This window comes from Oceanibacterium hippocampi (assembly GCF_900172325.1).
Lineage (GTDB): Bacteria > Pseudomonadota > Alphaproteobacteria > Sneathiellales > Sneathiellaceae > Oceanibacterium > Oceanibacterium hippocampi.
The window spans coordinates 325,525-346,053 of record NZ_FWFR01000003.1; the positions used below are offsets into that span (position 1 = coordinate 325,525).

Consider the following 20,529-nt stretch of genomic DNA (forward strand, 5'->3'; position numbering starts at 1 on the left):
GAAGGCCAATCCCATTCGCTATACCAACCACGAAAGACGCCCGCCTCCCCCGTATTGCGGCGGACGGACGGCGACTAGTAAGGTATTCAGCCGAGAATCCAGGTATTGAAGCGCTCGATCGCCGCATCCCGATTGTCGATCCACCAACCGTCGTCGGAGGCCAGCATACGTTCCAGATTGCTCGGATAGGTCGGGAGAAATATCCGCCTGTCCTCGGGCACGCCGGCGATCGCGTTCGGGTTCGTCGGCCCGGCAGTAAGCAAAGTGGCCCGCGCGGTCTGCCTGTCAGTCCGGGCGAAGAAACTGACCAGCTTGACCGCATTCTTCGCGCGCGGCGTACCCTTGAGGACGCCCCACCCGTCGACCGCGTAAACGCCCTGGTTCCAGCTCGATGCAACTGGCGCCCCGGAATCGATCATGCTCTGCAGCCGCGAACTCCACATCGGCTGCAACTCGATTTCGCCGCTCTGGAGAAGTTGCACGGACTGCGCGCCGCCAGTCCACCAGACGTGAATGTGAGGCTTTATCCGATCCAGGCTGGCGAAGGCACGGTCCAGGTCCATCGGATAGATCTTGTCCAACGGAACGCCATCCGCCATCAGGGCGATCTCGAGAGTCTCGACAGGATGCTTGCGCAATGCGCGGCGCCCCGGAAACTTGTCGACATTCCAGAAGTCCGCCCATGATTGCGGCGCATTTTCGCCGAACGTCTCCTTGCGATACCCCAGAATCGAGGCATAGACGGAATGCGCCATCCAGGTGGGATGCTTTGCTGCCGGGATGAGCTCCTGCATATGCGGATCGGACCAATCGAGCGGCTCCAGCAATCCCTCGCGGTCAAGCGTGAGCGCCTGCTGCTTGGTCAGCGCACAGACATCCCAGACGTAGGAATTGGATTCCACCATCGCCTTCACCTGGCTGATTGGCTCGTGCTCGCGAGCGACAGCCCGCAGGTCAATTCCGGTTTCCTGGCGGAACGGCTCGTACAGCACCTTGTCATTGGCTGTCGTGATCGAGCCCCCGGCATCCGCTACGGTCAACGTTTCCGCGGCCGACACGCGGCGCGGAAACGCTGACGCAGAAGCCAGCGCTGCCAGTGCTCCGCCACCTGCCTTGACGAACTGGCGGCGCGAGAGGTCATTCTTGGACGCACCCATTTGTCGCTCTCCCATTATTGTATTACAATAATTATTATCTAATTGCGCAAATTACGATAGCTTGGTTTTGAAATGTGTCAAGCAGGTACGGAACAATGCGCCATACCACCGGCAGAAAAGGACACCGCGAATGATCGTTACCATTCACCACATGGCGCGGGCCGACGAGGCCGACCATTTCCGCCGCGCCGAGCAACTCGAAGCGTCGTTCGATGGTCAGATCAGGGTTTTCGTCATTGCTGCCGGAGCGACAAAGCGGGAAACAGAGACGCGTTATGCGGCTTCCGAGGTGCTGATCACGAGGAAACTTGCAGAAGCAACACCGGTATCCGAGGCGTTACGGCTGCTCCAGGTACCCGCAGCGGGCTATGACCTGATAAAGGCCGAATTGCTGCCGCCGGGCGCCGCGCTCTGCAATCTGACCGGTCACGGGCCAGCCATGGCCGAGTTCGTCATGGCGGCGATCCTCGAATGGTCGATCGGCTTCTCCGGCATCGCCAGATCATTTCGATCCGGTAAGTGGCAACATGGATCTGCGGTCGGCGCCCCACCCCATCGCGAGTTGTTCGGCCGCACCATCTCCATTCTCGGCTTCGGCACCGTTGGCGCGGCGATCGCCGCCCGGGCCAAGGCCTTCGGCATGCGGGTAGAAACCCTGACCCGCAGGCGCCCGTCAAGTGCATCGGCGGTCGATCTCTGGCACGGCCCGGAAGCGCTGGGCCCGTTTACTCGAAACGCCGATTTCCTTGTACTTGCCTGCCCGCTTACAGAGGAGACACGAGGCATTGTCGACAGATCGTTTCTCGGCACGATGAAACCGACAGCCGTCCTGCTGAACCTGGCACGCGCCGAGGTCGTTCAGGAAAAGGATCTGTTCGACGCGCTGCAGGTTGGCCGCATCGCCGGGGCAGTACTCGACGTATGGCACCGTTACCCGGCAGTCGACGACCCCGAACCGCGCCCTTCCCCGTTCCCCTTCCACGAGCTTGACAATGTCATCATGACGCCGCATGTAGCGGCCTGGACGGACGGGGTTCTAGAACGCCGTTGGGAAGGGATAGCGCGCAATCTTCGCAATCTGCTGACCGATAGGCCGCTCGAGAACCGGATTTCGCGTGGCAGGCTGCGCAATGGGGACGGCACCCGGTAGCATGCTGGCAGCGAACCCGACAGGCCAGGCGAGCAATTTTCGCATGCCGCAACCGTTCGATGGACCGTCGCAACCTTTCGTGCATATTCAAGCGTTGCGGAAGGACCGGAAATGCCCAACCGAACGGGAACGGACAATGGCGAAACGGGAGGCCACATGAACGAAACGCCGGCCGGGCGTTCATCCCTCTTCGTGAGCTCCGTGGACAAGGCCTTCAACGTCCTGCGGGCTTTCGATACGGATGCCACCTCCCTGTCGCTTACCCAGATTTCTGCCGCATGCGGCTATAATCTCAGCATGGTCCAGCGCTTTGTCTACACGCTCCAGACCCTGGGATATCTGCGCAAGGATCCGCAAACCCGCCACTACAGCCCGAGCCCCAAGTTGCTTAACCTCGGGACCAGCTATCTCCGTTGCGAGGAATTGGCGCGCAGGGCCACGCCTTACATAAGGCAGGCCAGCGATCGATCCAGCGAGACGATCAGTCTTTTGGAGCTGGATGGCAGCGATGTCATACACATCATTCGGTACGGCGCGCCCTCTTCGGTAAACACCCGGATCCTTCTGGGCACAAGAATGCCGGCGGTCGGATCGGCGGGCGGACGCGTGATCATTGCAAATCGCCCCGACGAGGAGGCGGCCGCGATCATCGACGGGACGGAGGTGGAACAAGGCCGCAATCCACCGGATCGGGCCGATATCGAGGAGAGTCTTGCCGCGGCACGTCGTGACGGTTATTGCATCGTGAACAATACCCCCGGCGCATCATACGTCACGGTCGCAGCCCCGGTTTCCGGTGCAGAACACCTGGCCATCGCATCGGTCGAATTCACGGTTCCATCGGAACGCTGGAACGAAACCGCCCGCCGCGAAATGCTGCTTCGGTTGCTTATCGACACCACTCAGGCGCTGTCTGTGAAGCCCTAGCGGCAGAAGCCGGGCGCTGATGGGGCCTTTCGAAATTACCGCCACCTCCCCTCAACTGCATCGAAAGAGCCTATTCTGAGGTCTTCCTTGGCGGCGATCAGGTCCGATTTCTTGATCTTGTAACCGGGCGTCCGCGGGAACTCTGAAATGTACTCCAGGTAGCGCGGTACCTTGAACCGGGCAAGATTTCGGACACAATGGTCGAGAACCAGCTGCGGCGGGACATCGTTGACGCTCAGTTTCTCCCTGAGGCGCAAATAGGCCTTCACTTCCTCTCCGCGCAACTCGTCCGGAACCGGCAGAACGGCAGCTTCGACCACGCCTGTGACGCCACGTAGCACTTCCTCCACCTCGAGCGCGGAGATATTCTCGCTACTGCGCCTGACCATGTCCTTGCGGCGCCCCAGAAAGTAGAACCACCCGTCTCGGTCCCGCCGACCGATGTCTCCGGTTCGAAACCAGCCGTCGGGCGTGAAGGACGCGGCCATGGCATCGGGTCGATTATGATACCCGAGGAACATGTGGCGGCCTCTGACAAGGATCTCGCCCACGACATCCGGCGGTTGTTCCCTGCCTTCTGGATCGGCGATAATGACCTCACGGCACGCGGTCGGGATGCCAACCGTCCCGGTTCCGGTCATGTGATCCGCCTCGACGGGCACATAAAGCGCGGAACCCAACTCGGTCATGCCGTAGCCTTGACGCAGCACGCACCCGAAACGTTTCTCATTGAGACGATAACGCTCCCGGCGGTGGCTGTAGGCATAGGCGACCTTCAGCGACAGTTCGGGCTTTCGTCCTTCATCCAGCTGAAAGGTCACCACCTCCGGCAGGCTGCAAAACTCGATCGCGTAGCTTTCGAGCCAATCCAGGAATCGCGATGCACTCTGCCTGGCCGCGATATAGGCGGTTCCCCCGCCGGACAGGGCCAACAGAAACTGCGCCTGGCCATCAATATAGTGAAGCGGCTGCGAGATGAGATTGCGTGTCACCGGATAATGGATCTGGGTGCACCAGACCAATCCGCGCAAAACCCAGAATCCGTGGGGAATTATCGCCCCCTTGGGCAGCCCGGTCGTGCCCGACGTGTACTGTATATTGGCCGGATCATCGAGAGACGGGCTTCTTACCGGTTCAAAATCATGGGAACCCAAGGCGATCAGATCAGCCCAGGCGCGATAGCGCCCGGCGGCCCCGCCGGCAACGACAACCCCGTCGTCGAAATGATGAGGCAACTCGGCCTCCTCGATCACCGGGAGGTACTCGGCGTCGACGATTATCAATTCAACATCACCGTCGGCGACAACGAAGGCGACTTCGCGGGCCGTGTAATTCGGATTGATCGGGACCGCGACCGCACCCAGTTTCGTTACGGCGAGCCAGGCGACCGGATAGAAGGCGTTGGTCTCGAGCATGATACCGACGTGACCGCCAAATCTCAGGCCAAGCTGCTGCAATGCATCGGCCATCCTGCTCACGTCGTCCGCCAGTGCGCGATAGGTCAGGGAGATGTCGTCATCGAAAAACACGGCGACCTCACGGCTACCATGCCGCCCTGCCGCGCCCCGCAACAACGCATCGAGGTTACGCGGAAGCGCAGCCTTTTCGATCCCGCGCATGAGCCGTTCGGTCTCATAACGAGATACGTCTTCTCCGGCGTTCATGTAGAGGGACCCGCCTTTATCTGCCATTCACTACCAGAGCCAGCGGCCGGTATCTTCGAAATCCCAGGCCTCGGACGCGACAGGTCCGAACTCAGGTTCCACGCTGCGCGTTACCCGAAGGCGTCCGTTGAGCACGCGCGCGCCCATGCGCTGAAATTCAAACAGGGAGTCGCGGATCTTTTCCGGCAGTTCCCAGTCGAACGGCTTGTAGTTCCTGAGAACGATGCGCGTACGGGTCGGCGAGATCCGTTCGACGGTGAAATCCTGCCGGCAGGCACGCAGGATGCCCGCAAAAATGTCCGCGACCGACTGAACGTCGCTGCCCTCGATCCCCTGATCGTCCTTGAGTTCGTGGATGTACTGGATGGCCAGACAGCGCATCGTCTGCCCCATGATGTAGCTCGTTGAATCGAGCCCGAATTTGGCGAGGAGAACTGTTGTCATTCGGCTAAGGTATCCGCCGCCGAATTTCGGACGGGCCTTGTACAGGCGTTCTTCCGGCCAGATTTCCGGGTCCAGTTTGGGTGCCTTCGCCGGATCGAATTCGGGTGTTCGGATCTCGGTCTTGAACAGCAGGGTCTCTTCGGGCGCCAGTGGCCGATCGTGCTCTATCCAGTAGCCCTCGTCATACGGATCGCCTTCCATGATGGTCTTGGTGCGCACATACTGCAGCCTGTCGCATCCCATCAGCTCGCCGTTGCGGGGATGCCAGGCGCGGCTCATGGTACGCCGGGTATGCGCGGGCATGGCCAGCATCGCGATGCCCGAATAGGTCCACATCGGCGCCAGATAACGGATCCAGCACTTCTTCGGCGATTCCTCAATATACTCCATCTTGAGGCCGCCCATCTGATTGGTCAGATAGTGATATTTGCAGGCCTTGACCGCCGGTGACTCATTCTCGCCGATGCCCAGCTTCTTCAAGCCGTTGAGGTAATGCACGTTCTGATGCGACCGAAGTGTCTGGAACCAGGTATCGAGAAACGCCGCCTCGCCTTTCTCGCGATAGGTGATGGCTGTCAGCCCGGCCATAGACCGGCCCCAGAATTTTTCCGCAAGAAGACAATCGGCCCGCAGCTGCTCCAAGTCGCTCAATGTGCGCTCCTTCAATTTATCGTATTTCAATAATTTCTATTGCATATCGCAAACCTATCATCGCGATTTTTTCCTGTCAATGCGCGCAACAACTGGCGATGCCCTGGACCGCATAGCGCCCCGGTGACAACAGGCAATCGTGTTCCCAGTCTCTCGGAGCAGCTTCCGCGGATCACTGCTGATGAGCGTCAATCCCTGCAGGCTGACCAGGAGTCCCAAGGTCTTCTCAGGCGAGTTCGCCTGCATCGTGCCGGGTGTCGAATGTTCTTCGACTGGAGCCGGATGACCTGCAGACTACGTTCCGGCGTGACGTGCGGATCGGCGGGCGCGCTGTCCTCGCCTTGAAAGCGCAGTTCGGCACTGGTGCAAGCGAAATGGCCGTCCTCGTCCGAGCGATGCAGCGGGTTGAGATAGTGACCGAGCTCGTGCCCGACGGTGAAGCGTTGCCGGCGGGCCAAGCCAGCGCCATTGACGAGAATCCTCCCGTCGCGCCGTTTTCGAGCCTCCTGAGGCGCCGCGCCCGGATTTCCCGATGCCGAGGGCCCGGGCAATCGCCCGGATCGGTACCGGGCCCTCGAGCCCGTCGAGCACTTCGATGCCAGCGGCGTGTCGTTCGTCTCCGTCACCCAGCAGTTCAACACCACCACCTCGATGGGGCGGCTGACCCTGAATGTCCTGCTCTCCTTCGCCCAGTTCGAGCGCGAGGTCACCGCGGAACGGATCCGCGACAAGATCGCCGCCTCCAAGCAGAAAGGCATGTGGATGGGCGGGCCAGTCCCGCTCAGCTACGACGTCCGCGATCGCAGGCTCCAGGTGAACGAGGACAAGGCCGGGATCGTCCGCTGTCTCTACGCGCTCTATCTCGAGCTTGGCAGCGTCCGGCTACTTATAGCGGAGGCAGACCGCCGCGGCATCCGGACGAAGCGGCGACCAAGGCGGTCAGGACCGCAGGTCGGGGGTCTCCCCTTCACCCGTGGCGGGCTCTACCAGTTGCTCGCCAACCCGATCCATGCCGGGCGGGTCTCCCATCGCGGCACGACCTACCCGGGCCAGCACCAGGGCATCGTCGACGAGGGTCTCTGGAACGCCGTCCAGGAACGCCTCAAGGCGAACAGCGCGCCCCGCCGTTCCGGCACCAACGTCGCATCCCCTGCCCTGCTCGCCGGCCTGCTCCACGACGAGACCGGCGAGCGTCTCTCGCCGACCCACGCGGTCAGGAACGGCCGGCGCTATCGCTACTATGTCTCCCGGCCGCTCACGGGGACATGATCAGGAGCGGCAGCGGCTGGCGTCTCCCGGCACCCGGGATCGAGGCCACCATCGTGACGTTGCTCACCGACTTCCTCGGCAATCCCCGCGAACTCTGGGACGCCGTCGGCGCAGCGCCGGACCGGGACCATTCAGCATCCGATGCCGTCGCCGGCTTGATCGCGAGGCTGACCCAGGGCGAACTCGCCGTCCGGCGCACGACATTCGAGCGCATTGTCCGGCGGATTGACCTGTCCGAGACAGAGATCTCGGTCTCGATCGACCGCGGGCAGCTGGCAGCGTTGATCGGTGCGCCTGGCCCCACCAGCGGCGAGGACGCCGGCTACCGGATCATCCGGCCGATGGAGAAACGCCGCCGCGGCGTCGAGCGCAAGATCGTCCTGGCCGGTCCGGCAGCAGACGCGCATCCCGACCCGGTTCTCTGCAGGACCATCGCCATCGCCCATCGCTGGGTCGCCGAGCTTGCCGATGGAACGATGGCCTCGGGCGATGTGATTGCCAAGCGGGAGCAACGGGACGGGTCCGATGTCAGCCGGTTGTTGCCGCTCGCCTTCCTCGCCCCGGACATCGTCGAGGCGATCCTCGACGGGCGCCTGCCGCCGGAGTTCACCGCCCGATCGCTCCGCGCGCTCCGGCCGATACCGGCAGACTGGACGAAGCGGCGCGCCCTGCCGGGCTTCCCGCCGGCCGCCTGTGCATCAGATCACCATCGGGATATGCCGTTATCGGGGCCACGCCAGGGCCCGCCAGAGACTTCTGCCGTTCTTGCCCGGAGACCCGGCGAAAGGCGCCGTCTCTCTCCCGGCAACGGGATACTCCGCGCCGAAATCCCGCGGACTTCTGCGGGTTCCCGGCTTGCGGTCAGAGGACTGACACTTCTGGGGAATTAGTGGTGGTGCTTGCAGTCACGAGCGAACCCGTCTCACCCGCCACCAGCGCGTTAACAGGGAAAATACAGGGAATTCAGCGCTCTTTAAGGCACGATTAAGCGAGATAGGCCTGAATCCATACGCATTTTCAATGACATGGAGGCGATTTCCCTGCGAGATGGAACAGGGAAACCTGATTGTATGATCAGGGAGATAGGCGGCAACAAACAGGGAACTGGGAAAGCAATACAGGGAGCAGGACCAACTTTTCGAATGCGTTGACCCGCCTCGTCGGGGATCAGCCTCCACTGGCATTAGAGTGATTCTGACGTTTCGCGGCCATATAGTTGGTCTTGCGAGTCGGACTAGCGTCGCGCGCCCGGCGCTGTTGCGCATGCTGTGCGGGATTATTCAGACTTCGACCGACATTTCACCGCCCTCGTCACCTTCACGAAGTACCGCGACGCGGCGATTACAGAGTTGCGGGGGATCACTGCGTGAGCCAGATGCATCCTGCCAATTCGGGTGCCGGGCAGCATTCGAATGACATCACTCTGCGCGCCGATCGGATGAGGCGCTTTGCTGTCACCAAATGTGCGACATCGGGGTCCGCGTTTCCGCGCAAAGGCGTAAGACAGGCCGCCGCGAAATCACCCACCTCGCACTTCGACTACCCGGGTGGTCCCAGATTACCGGCCCGGTTCGCAATCCAGCAGCTCTAGCGCTTCACTCAGGAAAGGCGGGCAAGCCGCCACGAAAACAACAAATTGACATTGCAATGAAGAAAATCAAAATACCGATATGACTTGGATGAGCGGAGACCCTCGTGACTGACGCGACTCGCACCCATACCCCTGTTGCGTTGATCGTCGGAGGCGGCCGGGGAATTGGCTTGGCGGTTGGCATCATACTCGAAGAACAGTCCTGGCGGGTAGTTCTGGCCGACCGGGATGCGCCTGACGCCGACATCGCGAAGCGGTACGACTGCCGCAGCGTCGATATTGCCGACAGCGCGGCGGTGGACCGCCTTGCCGGCGAACTTCGTTCGGCCTATGGCGGCATTGACGGCGTGGTCAACGCGGCCGGCTACAATCGTCACCAGTCAGTATCGGAGATGGAAGACGAGACCTGGGCCGGTCTCTTTGACGTGCATCTGGGCGGGGTGCTCAGAGTATGCCGGGCGTTCCACCCGGATCTGAAGGCCAAGCAGGGCGCAGTGGTCAATTTCTCCTCGATCGGCGCCCGGGTCGGACGACCGCGCAGGGCCGCCTATGCCGCCGCCAAGGGGGGGATCGAGTCGCTGACGCGCACGCTTGCCGTTGAATGGGCGGTAGACGGCATTCGCGTGAACGCCGTGGTGCCGGGAATCATCAATACCCGGATGGTGCAGGAGAACATTGCGAAGGGTCTCGTCGATCAGGACAGTCTGCAACGTGGCATTCCGCTCCGCCGTTTCGGCGAGGCCTCCGAGGTCGCGGAAGCCGTCGCTTTCCTGTTATCACGCCGGGCAAGCTACATTACCGGGCAAACGCTGGTCGTCGATGGCGGTGCACTCGCCAATGGTGCCTGGTAAAGCGCGGATGGCAGGCGCGATCTCCAACTTTGAAAAGAAGACCGATGGCAAAACTCAAGATATTCATTGATCAGGACAAGTGTGTCGGCGCGGGACAATGCGTCTTTGCCGCGCCCGAAGTTTTCGACCAGCGCGAGGACGACGGAATCGTCGAACTCCTCGCGGAAGAACCGGAAGAGTCCCAGCACGGCGCAGTGATGCAGGCCGTCCGGCTTTGCCCGGCCAAGGCGATCAGAGTCGAAGAGGCATGACCCCGCCGCCCCATCGGATCGCCATCGTTGGCGCGTCCGCCGCGGGGCTGTCAACTTGCCAGGCGTTGCGCGACAACGGTTACGCGGGCGAGATCGCGCTGATCGGGGCCGAGCCCGAGCCCCCCTACGATCGCCCACCCCTATCGAAGACACGCTCCGATACCGTCGCCTGTCTCACTGATGTCGCCCTGGCCGACGAGGCGGAACTCGGACGTCTTGATCTCGATCTTCGACTGGGCACCGCCGCCAGCCGGCTCGATGTTGAGGGTCGCCAAGTCATTCTTGATAGCGGCACGGCAATTGCCTGGGACGCCTGTGTCATCGCCACGGGGGCCGCGCCGGTCACCTTGCCCGGTAACGGGATGACGCTGCGCACGCTTGACGACGCCGCCCGTATCGGTGCCGCGCTCCGGGCAGCGCGGCATGTCACGATCATCGGCGCCGGAGTTCTGGGATGCGAACTCGCCGCGCTGGCGCGTCAGGCCGGCGTAGCGGTCACTGTACTCGACCCTCAGGCGGGCCCCATGCTCGACCGTGTAGGACGGCAGGTGTCGAAACGCCTGAAGGCCCTGCATCAAGGCCACGGCGTTGCGTTTCATTTCGGCAATGGCGTCGAGACGATCCAGGGCAACGATGCGCATGGCTACACCGTTGCCACCTCTGACGGAACGCGTTTGGAAACGGACCGTGTGCTCGTTGCGATCGGATGCCGCCCGACCGTGGGTTGGCTGGCCGACAGTGGCCTGACTCTCGACAACGGGGTGTTCTGCAATGCCTTCTGCGAGGCAGCGCCCGGGATTTACGCGGCCGGCGATGTCGCCAACTGGCACAACCCGCGCTTCGGTCGGCAGATGCGGATCGAGCACCGCATGAACGCGACGGAGCAGGGCATGGCGGTCGCTGCCAACATCCTCGGCGCCCGGCGCGTCTTCGATCCTATTCCTTTCTTCTGGAGCGATCAGTATGATGCCAAAATTCAAGTTCATGGCGTGATCGACGGGAGCTGTGACGAGGATTTGCTCGAAACAAACTCGCAAAACGGCGGATTCGTGATCGCCTACAGCAGAAACGGAACGGTTGACGGGGTACTTGGCTGGAACATGGCGCGCGCCCTTCGTAAGGCCCGCGCTCTGGTCGGACAAGACCGGTCGGCAGTCATCACTCAGTTCGCGCGGACCTAGCAAGCATGACCACCGAAAAGCGGGACCTCTCCAGATCCATCAAACGTACGCTCGAGGTCCTGGAGTATTTCGATGCCGAGCATCCGAGCGTTTCGGTGAAGGAGATTTCGCTCGCTTTGGGCTATCCGCAGTCAAGCACCTCGATCCTGCTCAAGAGCCTCGGGGAACTCGGCTACCTCCACTATGACAAGAAGAGCCGCACCTACCGGCCGAGCCCCCGAGTGGCACTTCTTGGCCGGAGTGTCGCGCCCTATCTTTTCGGCGAAGGCAGCGTGATGGCCGCCATGGAAGACGTGGGGCAGCGCACCGGGGAACTGGTGAACCTGGCGACCCCGGCCGGCATCATGATCCAGTATATTCACGTCATTCCTGCGACCAATCCGGTGCGCCTGCATATGCATACCGGCGCGGTGCGGCCGATGATCGGCTCCGGAATGGGGCACCTGTTCCTCGCCGCGCTGCCAAATGCCGAGCTTGACGTCGAGATAGAGCGGCTGATGAACCTGCTGAGCGAACCGGCAATCGGCACCCAGGAGCTGATGAAGGAGATCCGCAAGATTCGCCGAAATGGCTATGTCATGGCGACCAGCACGGGTACGCCCGGCGGTGGATTGGTCGCGCTGCGCCTGCCGGGCCTTTATGGCGGGGCGCCCCTGGCCATCGGCATCGGCGGCGTCGCCAACGTGATTGCCTCGAACGAAGAGCGTTACATCCGGATCCTGCGCGATGCCGTCAAGCGGCATATCGAGCCACTGCTCTCGCGGAACGGCAAGGCTAGCGAACCGGATTCCGCAACTCGCCCAGCCCTTCGATCCGTGCCGTAACCGTCTGCCCGGGACGAAGATAATATTTTTCCGGCTCCTCCCGTGCCAATGCGACCCCCGATGGCGTACCGGTGATGAGGATGTCGCCGGGCTCCAGCCCCATCGACGACCAGTATGAAATCAGCTCGGCCACCGGGAAGATCATGTCCGACGTGCTGGCGTCCTGCCGCACATCGCCGTCCACGTCCAGGACAAGCCGGAGAGATTGCGGATCGCCAACGACATCGCTGGTCGTCAGCCACGGCCCCATGGGCGCGAAGCTAGGATAGTTCTTGGCCAGGGTGATCCCGACCTGGGTTTCCATCTCCCGCCGCTGGATACCCCGCGTCGCGACATCGTTGCAGACCGCATAGCCGGCGACATGGCGCAGCGCCTCGTCGGCGGACACGTTGAGCGCGGCGGTCCCGATCACGACCGCCAGCTCGATCTCGTAGTCGATGTCGTCCAGCCCGGCGGGAATGCGGATCTCGTCGCGCGGGCCCGATAGGCTTGAGGGAAATTTCGCGAAGGCGGAGGGGAACTTCGGAATTTCCACCACCTTGCCGCGTTTCTTCCAGATCTCCTGGCCTTCCCGCACATGGTCCATGTAATTGCGGCCGACGGCGATGATCTTGCCGGGTCGCGGCACCGGGGCCATCCAGTGCCAGGCCGGCCGATCCACTGGCCGCAGATCGAGCGCCGCGCGCCGCGCGTCCAGTGCTGCCAGTTCGGCAAGACCCTCAGGCTGCAACCAGAAACTACCGAACGGGTCGACGATCGCCGGGTCAATTTTCTGACCAATCAACTCTGCGACCTCGATCACCGGATAGAGACTGGCCTCGTCATCGGCGAAGGCGAGCACGAACCTGCCGTCCGCGACCCGGCGCAGTGTGGCTAGCTGCATGTCTGGCGGCCAGACCTAAAACAGGTCAAGCGGCAGACGCTCGCCTTGCGAGCTCCAGCCGACCATCAGCAGCGTTGCATCGGAGCTGGCTTCCAGGGGGCCATGGGCTTCACCGCTCGGCAGCATGAAGTAGGACAACGAGTCGTAGGCCGCACCGTTGAAAGAGAGATCGCCCTCGATCAGGAAGACTGCACGATGGCCGACAGGCGTTGCGCCCGGCAACGCCCTGCCCTTCTCGATCCGCGCCATCTTGAGGTTCGGCCCGGTGTCGAAAAAGTAGGCGAGATCCTTCGACTGAACGCCCTCGAGACCGGAATGGGGATGCCACGGAATGCCCGAGCTGCGGAGCACCGTGTAACTGTTCATACGGGGTGTGGGATACTCGATCTTCCGACCGGTAATGACTTCCAGAATCGCTTCGTAGGCGTCGCGTTTGCGGCCGTTCGGGAAGGTATAGACCCCGTCCTCGAACACACCTTCCTGCGCCATCTTGCGCTGCGCGTCGACGACCTCTTCCGGTTCGGGATAGGGAATACCCGACGGGCCTTCGAACTGGATATCGGCAAAGTGCAACTGCTCGCCGCTATCGACCGGCTTTATCGGTCCGTAGTAGGCGCCCTCAGGGATGTAGAGGCAGTCCCCCACGCCGTAAATTTCGGTACCGTATTTCATCTGGCCGGAAAGCACGTAGCGCACTTGCTGAAACGTGTGGCGGTGCCGCGGGGAATGATAGATCGGCTCGGCATACAGACTGCCAACGCGCGCGCTGATGCCGCGCTGCTTGTCGAAAAAGCCCTGATACCGTTGGTTGTAGCCCGGCCGGACACCGATATCGACCCACGGAAGATCCGCTTCCCGAACTCCGGTAGCGCCTTGAATGCCCATCCTTGAAGATCCCTCCCGAACCGCGCCTGCGCGTGCATTTGCCTTGTTGCTCAATCGACATTATGATGTTGAATATCATATTGTCAATTGTTCGGCGGGGCTTCTAGACGAGGGACTTCGCTCCGGAAACCCGCCATGCATTCTGCCACCGCGTCACTCACGCTAACCTTCTTCTTTGGCGGCCTCGGCGGGTATCTGGTCAGTTCGCTTGGCGTTCCGGGTGGATGGATCATCGGTTCCATCGCCGCCACCTTCACCGCCAGCGTTCTGAAGCCCCAGGCGCCGATTCCTGCCTTTGTGCGCAGCCTCGCCATGGGCTTCGCAGGCATGATCGTTGGCGCGGCGATCAAGCTGGAGCTGCTGGTTTCGGCCGCCGTGCTGCCGTTGAGCCTTCTGGCGATGTTTCTGTTGCTCGCGCTGCTGGCCTGGCTGACCTACCTGCTGCATCGCATTTCCTGGAATGCAAGCCGCGCCACCGCCATCTCCTGTGCCTGGCCGGGTAATATCCTGCTTGCCCTGGTCGGCGCCCAGGCCATGCAGGCCGACATGAGCCGGGTAACGGTCGTACAACTCGTCCGGGTTCTGATGCTGATGGGGCTACTGCCCCTGACAATTGGCACCTTCCACGCGGCGCCCCCTGTCCATAACATCACGACAAGTGTGGATCTGGCGATCGCCAGCGCTGTGACAATCGCCTGTGTCCTGCTGGCGCGGCGCATCAACCTGCTTGGCGGAGAGATGTTCTTTGCCGCGATCGCCGTCGGCGCGCTTTCCGCCGGTGGTATCCTGAATTTCGAGATCCCTTCCCCGGCGCTGGCCGGGCTGCAGGTTCTCGTCGGGAACTATATCGGCTTGGGACTCGCGCTCTGCAAACGCGAGACATTCTTCGCTGCCCTCATCCCCTCGTTGCTCGGCGCGGTCATGGCAACAGCCATCACCCTGGCCGGCGCGTTCGCTCTTGCCGGCGTTCTAGACTATCCGGCCGCCGCGCTGGCGTTGGCCTACGCACCGGGCGGCGCAGAGGCGATGATCCTCCTGTCCGCGGTCTTCGACGTAGACCCCGGGTTCGTCGGAATACATCACACCCTGCGGTTGATCGTGCTGACCTTCAGTTTTCCGTTCATTCTACGCTACTTCGCGCGTGCCACTCACCAGGCAACAGGCAGCCGGTAAAGTCCATAAATCTGGGAATCATATTTGAAGGGCACCTCATCCAGCGGGACCGCAAGCCGCAGATTGGGGAATCTCTTGAACAGCTTCTCGAAGACGACATGCAACTCGATACGGGCCAACTGCTGCCCCAGGCAGCGATGGATTCCATAACCGAAGGTGACGTGGTGGCTTGCGTCCCGCGTAATATCGAACCTGTCCGGGTCGGGAAACTCCTCCGGGTCGCGGTTGGCGGAAGCCGAGATCGCGAAGATGCCATCGCCGGCCTCGATCTTCGAACCGTCGACTTCGACGTCCTCCAGCGCGACCCGGCGCGGCGCGAATTGAACCGGAGTGAGGAAGCGCAGCAATTCCTCAACCGCCGAATGCACCAGGGCCGGATCCGCCTTCAGTTTCTCGAGTTCTTCCGGGTGCTCCAGCAACAGCAAAGTGCCCAGCCCGATCATGTTGGTCGTGGTGTCGTGGCCGGCGCGGAGGATCATCGAACAAGTGTCGGCAAGCTCCTCCCGGGTCAGATGACCGGGCCGGATCTGATCCTCGATCACCCGGCTCAGCATATCGTCCGCCGGGTTCTTCTCCTTTTCAGCGATGAGCTGACGGCAATATTCGACCAGATCCCTGGCGCTTTGTGCCGCTTGCTCCGGCGACTGTCCCAGACCATGGCGCCCGGCGGCGCACTTGGCGATATAGGTGTGGTCTTCGTAGGGCGAGCCGAAAAGGTCGCACATCACCAGCGCCGGTAGCTCGATGCCGATCGCCGCCACCAGATCGGCGGGTGGCCCCTGGTCCTCCATCCTGTCGAGCAGTCCGTCGGTCAACGCTTCGACCTTCGGCTTCAGGGCCATCATTCGCTTGGTGGTGAATTCCTTGGTGAACATTCGACGAAAGTGGTCGTGGCGTGGGTTGTCCATGCCAACGAAGGCGCGCTCCAGCTTGTCGATAGCCTTCCGCGCCTCGGTCACGGTCGGGAAATCCTCACGCGCGAATTCACCGCTGAAACGATCGTCAAGCAGCACCTCGCAATAGTGCTTGTAGCGGGTCAGCAGCCAGGCCTGCTGTCCATTCCATAGCTTGACCGGGGCGACCGGGCATTGTTCCCGCGCCAGCGCATACTCCTGCGGTAACTCGAACTGCTTGTCGCGATTGAAGGGGAACAAGGGCGCTCCGATCTTCGAGAAGGGGCATCCGTCATCTTCAGACATCTCGTACTCCAATCACAGCCGACCATCCACTTTCGGCCGCTTTAGCTTCGAATTTTCTCATCAGCATGGTATTCAATCACATCATGATTGTGAAATAATTCATCACAGTATCAATCTTCGCAACCGCTAAACCGGCGCCCAGACAGACCGAATGACGAAGTTTCACGCCCCCCGCACGTCACGCCGACCCCACGGTCACCCCGGCGATTTCCTCCATCGGCAGGATCACCGAGGCGATGTCGTCATGAAGGTGACCGCGACCGGCCGCATCGACGAAACATTGCATCGCGACATTTGGAAGCAGCAGTCGCACGCCCTCCGCGCGGGCCAGCGAGATCGCGCCTTGCAGATCCTTCATGATCATTTCGAGCGTCGCGGCGGCCTTGAAGTCGCGGGGAAGAAAGTGGTTCGGCACCACGCGGTTGAGTGTCTGACTGGACGCCGAGCTGTTGCGCATCACGTCGTAGAGCGCTTCGGCATCGATTCCCGCCTTGACGCCCAGCACCATGGCCTCGGCGACAAGTGCATGGGTGGTGATCGAGATCATGTTGTTGCAAAGCTTGGCGGTCACGCCGGTGCCGGGACCACCCATGTGGAAGGTCCGCTTGCCGAAGGCATCGAAAATCGGCCGGGCGCACTCGACGGCGCCGGCCTCCCCACCGACGATGACGCTAAGCGTGCCTTCCCGGGCGGCCGTCGGGCCGCCGCTTATCGGCGCGTCGAGATAGGCGATACCCGCATCCGCCAGGCGCGCGCCGATCTCCCGCGATACCAGCGGCTCGATTGTCGCGAAGTCGATGCAGAGCGGCGGCGGGTTTTCGAGAGCGATCACGCCTTCGGCGCCGATGAAAACCTCGCGCGACTGCTCCGGAGTTACCCGGCAGGCGCAGAAGACCTCGACGCGCCTTGCGACATCGATGAGAGATTCAGCCGGCAGCGCGCCCTTCGCGGCCAGTTCGGCGAGCGCTCCGGCATTCGTGCTGAAAACGTGCAGTTCATGGCCGGCATCGATCAACCGATGCGCCATGGGCAGGCCCATCAGGCCCACGCCGACAAACCCGATCTTCATGAATTCCTCCCTGTGCAATCCCTTTAGGCAAGCGAGACACACCATGTCCCAGTCGTCGGTAGCCCGTCTTTTCACCCCCTTCTCGCTTGGCAACACGACCCTGCGGAATCGCATCGCGATGGCGCCGATGACGCGCAAACGATCGCCTGGCGGCACTCCGACGGACGAAGTGGTGAACTACTATCGGCGACGCGGCGAAGGGGGAATCGGTCTGATCTTCAGTGAAGGAACCTTCATCGACCATCCTTCTGCCCAGGCCAACGACGGCAGGGCCTATCAGAACATCCCGCACTTCTTCGGCGCGGAGGCGCTGAAGGGGTGGGAAAAAGTGGTGACGGCGGTTCAGGAAACGGGAGCCAGATTCATGCCGCAGCTTTGGCATGTCGGCGAGGTGCGCAGACTGGGCATGCCCGGCGACCCTTCGGTGCCTGGCTACGGGCCGCGCGAGATTACCGAGGATGGCCGTGTGACGGTCAAGGCGATGGATGCGTGTGACGTCGAACACATCGCGCTGTCCTATGCGCGTGGAGCCCGCACCGCCCGCGAGCTGGGCTGCGACGGTGTCGCCCTGCATGGCGCCCACGGCTACCTGATGGATCAGTTCCTTTGGCCGGAAAGCAACCCCCGCACCGACGACTTCGGCGGCGGGATGGCTGCACGCTCCCGCCCTGCCCGGACGGTTGTCGCGGCGATCCGGGATGCCGTGGGGCCGGACTTCCCGATCGTCTTCCGTTTCTCGCAATGGAAAATGACCGATTACGCAGCGCGTATTGCGGAAACTCCCGCCGAACTCGAGGTCCTGTTGTCGGGCCTCGTGGAAGCAGGTGTCGATGCCTTCGACGTCAGCACACGCCGGTTCTGGGAAGCCGCCTTCGACGAAAGCCCGCGGAGTCTCGCCGCCTGGACCCGGGCCCTCTCCGGCAAGCCGACAATTGCCGTCGGCAGCATCGGTCTCGATCAGCCACATCATTCCAAGTACTTCCGCGACAAGGCGCAGATCGACGCCCAGGTGGCCGATCTCGACCAGCTTCTGGAGGCGATGACTCGCGACGAGTTCGACTTGGCGTCGGTCGGGCGCGCGGTCCTCGCCGATCCGCAGTGGGCCAATAAGGTGCGCAACGGCCGCATGGCGGACATCCGCGCCTTCGAACGCGGCGATCTCGAGACGTACAAATAGGAAAGTCCTGATCATAGAGTGTAGAGCAGTGTCTCCGCCGTCCAGATAGCCTTGACGTCCAGGACGCCGGCTGCCGCGGCCTCGTTCGCGGCCAGGACCTCACGTATTGCCACGCCGCAGGCCACGGCGTCGTCGCAGGCCAGCTCATCAACGCAGTCGCAGATCGGCGCGGGCACCGTGCCTCGGGACGTCTCCGGACGTGCGTGGTTCTGGACGTAGCCTCGGCAAATTCCCTCATCATCAAGGCGCTGCAGCAACTTTGGTCCGAAGCTTTCCTGCCACCATTCCCGGTACGTCTGAAGAGACTGTCCGGGTCGCCTCCAGACACGCAGGAAGAGTTTGAAGGCGGCCGGCTCGCAAGGTCTGAACACTAGTTCCTCGGCGAGGATCGCGACATCCCGGACCGGCCGGGCGAAGGTTTCCGCTTCGTCCTTCTTCATCTGTGGCCCAGCCGAGCGGTCGGAAACGTGCCGCAGCCGCGTCTGCTCGCTGCGATACCAGACCATGGCCACGCCATCGCACCAGGATACCGGCAGGGTCGCTCCCGGCACGGCCACGCTGTCGCAATGGACGTAGCGGTGAACATTTCTCCAGCGCGGCATCGACATTCCCAGCCTGGCATGCTGTCGCCATCGTTCCCGGAAGCCGGCCCTGTCGAGACCGGGTGGGCGCTCGGCAAAATAGATCAGCTTGGGATGGCCGGAGAGCTCCGGTTTCACCGCCTGTGCAGCCGATTGTCGAGCGAGAGCAGCAGGCCGTTGATGCTGATGGCGAAGACACCGATCAGCACGGTAATCGAGATCATCATCGACACGTCGTTGACCTCGATACCGCCCATGATCAGGTGCCCCAGCCCTCGAACAGACGCGAACATCTCGCCGATCATCACGCCCAGAAAGGTGATGGAGAAGCTCAGTCGCGTCGCCGTCACAAGTTCGGGTATGGTTGCCGGGACGAAGATCGTCAGGAAAGTCTGCGGCAGACTCAGCCGCATTCCCTTGGCGGTCCGTATCAGCGTCGGATTGATCGAGCGGGTCGCGTTGTAGGTGATCAGCGTCATCGGGATAATGCCGTGGATTGCCCCGAAGGCAACCTTGGCGGCGAAACCCAGGCCGAAGAACAGCAGCATCACCGGGTAGAGGGTCACCTTCGGCGTCGACTGCAACGCGACGAACATCGGCGCGAAGATCTCCCCCGCCCGCCTGTTGAAGCCAAGGAACATGCCGATGGCCGCGCCGCCGAAGATCGCGATGATCAGGGCGATACCGAGCGCGCGCAGGGTCTCCGACACGTGCCCCCAGAAACTCTCGGTCGCAAACAGGGTACGGGCGCGATCCCAGGTTTCCATCGGTGACGTGAGGGCTTCGCTGCCGACAACGTAATGCAAGCCCTGCCAGATTGCGAAAAAGCAGACCACTACCAAGGCGACTTCACCCACACGGGTCACCAGGCTTTCATCGCCGGTGATCTTGCGCGCCGTGCTGACGTTCCAGGATGCGCCAGCGGTGAATTGCGAGCGCTTTTCGAAGATCTGCACGCCGGTGAGAAGAATGGTCACCATCAGGATGACGAAGAGCAGCAGGCCGTACATGCGCTCGCTCTCGAAGCCCTCGTAGGCAAATGCGATCGAATAGCCGATACCGGACGTAGAGAGGATGAACTCCGAACCGATCACACCGGCCATGCCATACCCGAGGACCAGCTTGAGCCCAGTAAAGAGGTAGGGAGCGGCCGCCGGGAGCTGGATCAGCACCGCCGTTTGCAGCCGCCCCATGCGGAAGCTGCGGCCGGTCTTGGAGAGCACCGGCGGGATCCGGTCGAGACCGCTCAGTGTGTTGGTGATCATTGCCACCAAGGCATAGGCAAATCCCATGATGACGATCGAAATGTCATTCATGCCGACGATCACGATCGCCAGCGGGTAGAGCACGAAGAACGGCAGGGCATAGTAGCTGGCGATAATCGGTTCGGTGGCACGCCGAAGCCGCGGCAGGCGGTACAGCAACAAGCCGATCAGGAAGCCCAGCACTGCGGCGAGGACAATGGCGACGAAGATATTGCGAACCGTCTTGATGGCGTGACCCCAGAACTGGGCCTCCCCCATCAGGCCGATCAGCGTGGTCACCATCTTCGAAGGCGCCGTCAGTTGCAGCGGGCTGATCACTCCGGCCCGGCAGAGCGCT

Annotated in this window: 19 protein-coding genes and 1 pseudogene; 11 read left to right on the top strand and 9 right to left on the bottom strand. The window is 62.1% G+C overall.

The features are described 5' to 3' along the window. Positions 1-86: 86 nt before the first annotated feature. Entirely contained in the window at positions 87-1,157 is a 1,071-nt protein-coding gene (locus tag OCH7691_RS16845) for an ABC transporter substrate-binding protein (RefSeq protein WP_085884751.1), read from the bottom strand. 130 nt (positions 1,158-1,287) lie between these two features. Here OCH7691_RS16845 and OCH7691_RS16850 point away from each other — a divergent pair, with 130 nt between their 5' ends. After that, on the top strand, positions 1,288-2,307 hold the full coding sequence (locus OCH7691_RS16850) for a 2-hydroxyacid dehydrogenase (RefSeq protein ID WP_085884752.1): 1,020 nt from the start codon (positions 1,288-1,290) through the stop codon (positions 2,305-2,307). A 156-nt stretch (positions 2,308-2,463) separates the two neighbouring features. Then, positions 2,464-3,234, top strand: a complete 771-nt coding sequence (locus OCH7691_RS16855; RefSeq protein WP_176245126.1) for an IclR family transcriptional regulator — start codon at positions 2,464-2,466, stop codon at positions 3,232-3,234. 35 nt (positions 3,235-3,269) lie between these two features. On the opposite strand, the gene OCH7691_RS16860 is transcribed toward OCH7691_RS16855, so the two are convergent. Together OCH7691_RS16860 and OCH7691_RS16865 are read right to left on the bottom strand one after the other, a co-directional pair. Continuing rightward, positions 3,270-4,898, bottom strand: a complete 1,629-nt coding sequence (locus OCH7691_RS16860; RefSeq protein ID WP_176245127.1) for a class I adenylate-forming enzyme family protein — start codon at positions 4,896-4,898, stop codon at positions 3,270-3,272. A 30-nt stretch (positions 4,899-4,928) separates the two neighbouring features. Further along, complete coding sequence (locus OCH7691_RS16865; RefSeq protein WP_139839757.1) at positions 4,929-5,993, bottom strand: hypothetical protein; 1,065 nt, start codon at positions 5,991-5,993, stop codon at positions 4,929-4,931. Between the two features lie 585 nt (positions 5,994-6,578). Here OCH7691_RS16865 and OCH7691_RS23780 point away from each other — a divergent pair. The 7 genes and pseudogenes from OCH7691_RS23780 to OCH7691_RS16895 form a co-directional block, all read left to right on the top strand. Continuing rightward, a pseudogene (locus tag OCH7691_RS23780) lies at positions 6,579-6,743 on the top strand (recombinase family protein); the annotation flags it as partial. A 6-nt stretch (positions 6,744-6,749) separates the two neighbouring features. After that, positions 6,750-7,262, top strand: coding sequence for a recombinase family protein (locus tag OCH7691_RS16870; RefSeq protein WP_370853124.1), 513 nt, complete (start codon positions 6,750-6,752; stop codon positions 7,260-7,262). Further along, positions 7,259-8,152, top strand: a complete 894-nt coding sequence (locus tag OCH7691_RS16875) for a hypothetical protein (protein ID WP_085884757.1) — start codon at positions 7,259-7,261, stop codon at positions 8,150-8,152. Before OCH7691_RS16870 ends, OCH7691_RS16875 begins: the two co-directional genes overlap by 4 nt. Before the next feature lie 805 nt (positions 8,153-8,957). Then, a complete protein-coding gene (locus OCH7691_RS16880) occupies positions 8,958-9,704 on the top strand; it encodes an SDR family NAD(P)-dependent oxidoreductase (protein ID WP_085884758.1) in 747 nt (248 codons plus the stop codon). Positions 9,705-9,748: 44 nt separating this feature from the next. Next, positions 9,749-9,955 carry a ferredoxin gene (locus OCH7691_RS16885; RefSeq protein WP_085884759.1) on the top strand — a complete coding sequence of 69 codons (207 nt, stop codon included), beginning with the start codon at positions 9,749-9,751 and terminating at the stop codon, positions 9,953-9,955. Continuing rightward, positions 9,952-11,136 (top strand): NAD(P)/FAD-dependent oxidoreductase, encoded by a 1,185-nt coding sequence (locus OCH7691_RS16890; RefSeq protein ID WP_085884760.1) that lies wholly within the window; start codon positions 9,952-9,954, stop codon positions 11,134-11,136. Before OCH7691_RS16885 ends, OCH7691_RS16890 begins: the two co-directional genes overlap by 4 nt. 5 nt (positions 11,137-11,141) lie before the next feature. Beyond that, complete coding sequence (locus OCH7691_RS16895; protein ID WP_085884761.1) at positions 11,142-11,960, top strand: IclR family transcriptional regulator; 819 nt, start codon at positions 11,142-11,144, stop codon at positions 11,958-11,960. Here the strand turns inward: OCH7691_RS16895 and OCH7691_RS16900 are convergent. Further along, on the bottom strand, positions 11,911-12,801 hold the full coding sequence (locus OCH7691_RS16900) for a fumarylacetoacetate hydrolase family protein (RefSeq protein ID WP_176245129.1): 891 nt from the start codon (positions 12,799-12,801) through the stop codon (positions 11,911-11,913). The genes OCH7691_RS16895 and OCH7691_RS16900 overlap by 50 nt on opposite strands. A 57-nt stretch (positions 12,802-12,858) precedes the next feature. Further along, positions 12,859-13,728, bottom strand: coding sequence for a cupin domain-containing protein (locus OCH7691_RS16905; RefSeq protein WP_085884763.1), 870 nt, complete (start codon positions 13,726-13,728; stop codon positions 12,859-12,861). Positions 13,729-13,863: 135 nt separating this feature from the next. Between OCH7691_RS16905 and OCH7691_RS16910 the strand changes: the two genes are divergently transcribed. Then, positions 13,864-14,901, top strand: a complete 1,038-nt coding sequence (locus OCH7691_RS16910) for an AbrB family transcriptional regulator (protein ID WP_085884764.1) — start codon at positions 13,864-13,866, stop codon at positions 14,899-14,901. Here OCH7691_RS16910 and OCH7691_RS16915 read toward each other — a convergent pair. Beyond that, entirely contained in the window at positions 14,877-16,100 is a 1,224-nt protein-coding gene (locus tag OCH7691_RS16915; RefSeq protein WP_085884765.1) for a cytochrome P450, read from the bottom strand. The genes OCH7691_RS16910 and OCH7691_RS16915 overlap by 25 nt on opposite strands. Positions 16,101-16,278: 178 nt before the next feature. After that, complete coding sequence (locus OCH7691_RS16920) at positions 16,279-17,169, bottom strand: NAD(P)-dependent oxidoreductase (RefSeq protein ID WP_176245130.1); 891 nt, start codon at positions 17,167-17,169, stop codon at positions 16,279-16,281. 43 nt (positions 17,170-17,212) lie between these two features. Here OCH7691_RS16920 and OCH7691_RS16925 point away from each other — a divergent pair, with 43 nt between their 5' ends. Continuing rightward, the gene (locus tag OCH7691_RS16925) at positions 17,213-18,346 is read left to right on the top strand and encodes an NADH:flavin oxidoreductase (RefSeq protein ID WP_085884767.1); all 1,134 of its coding nucleotides are present in this window, start codon (positions 17,213-17,215) and stop codon (positions 18,344-18,346) included. Positions 18,347-18,357: 11 nt separating this feature from the next. Here OCH7691_RS16925 and OCH7691_RS16930 read toward each other — a convergent pair whose 3' ends face one another. Next, the gene (locus OCH7691_RS16930) at positions 18,358-19,065 is read right to left on the bottom strand and encodes an EthD domain-containing protein (protein WP_085884768.1); all 708 of its coding nucleotides are present in this window, start codon (positions 19,063-19,065) and stop codon (positions 18,358-18,360) included. Then, a complete protein-coding gene (locus OCH7691_RS23540; protein ID WP_217808104.1) occupies positions 19,062-20,474 on the bottom strand; it encodes an ABC transporter permease in 1,413 nt (470 codons plus the stop codon). The genes OCH7691_RS16930 and OCH7691_RS23540 overlap by 4 nt, the downstream gene beginning before the upstream one ends. Positions 20,475-20,529 lie beyond the last annotated feature (55 nt).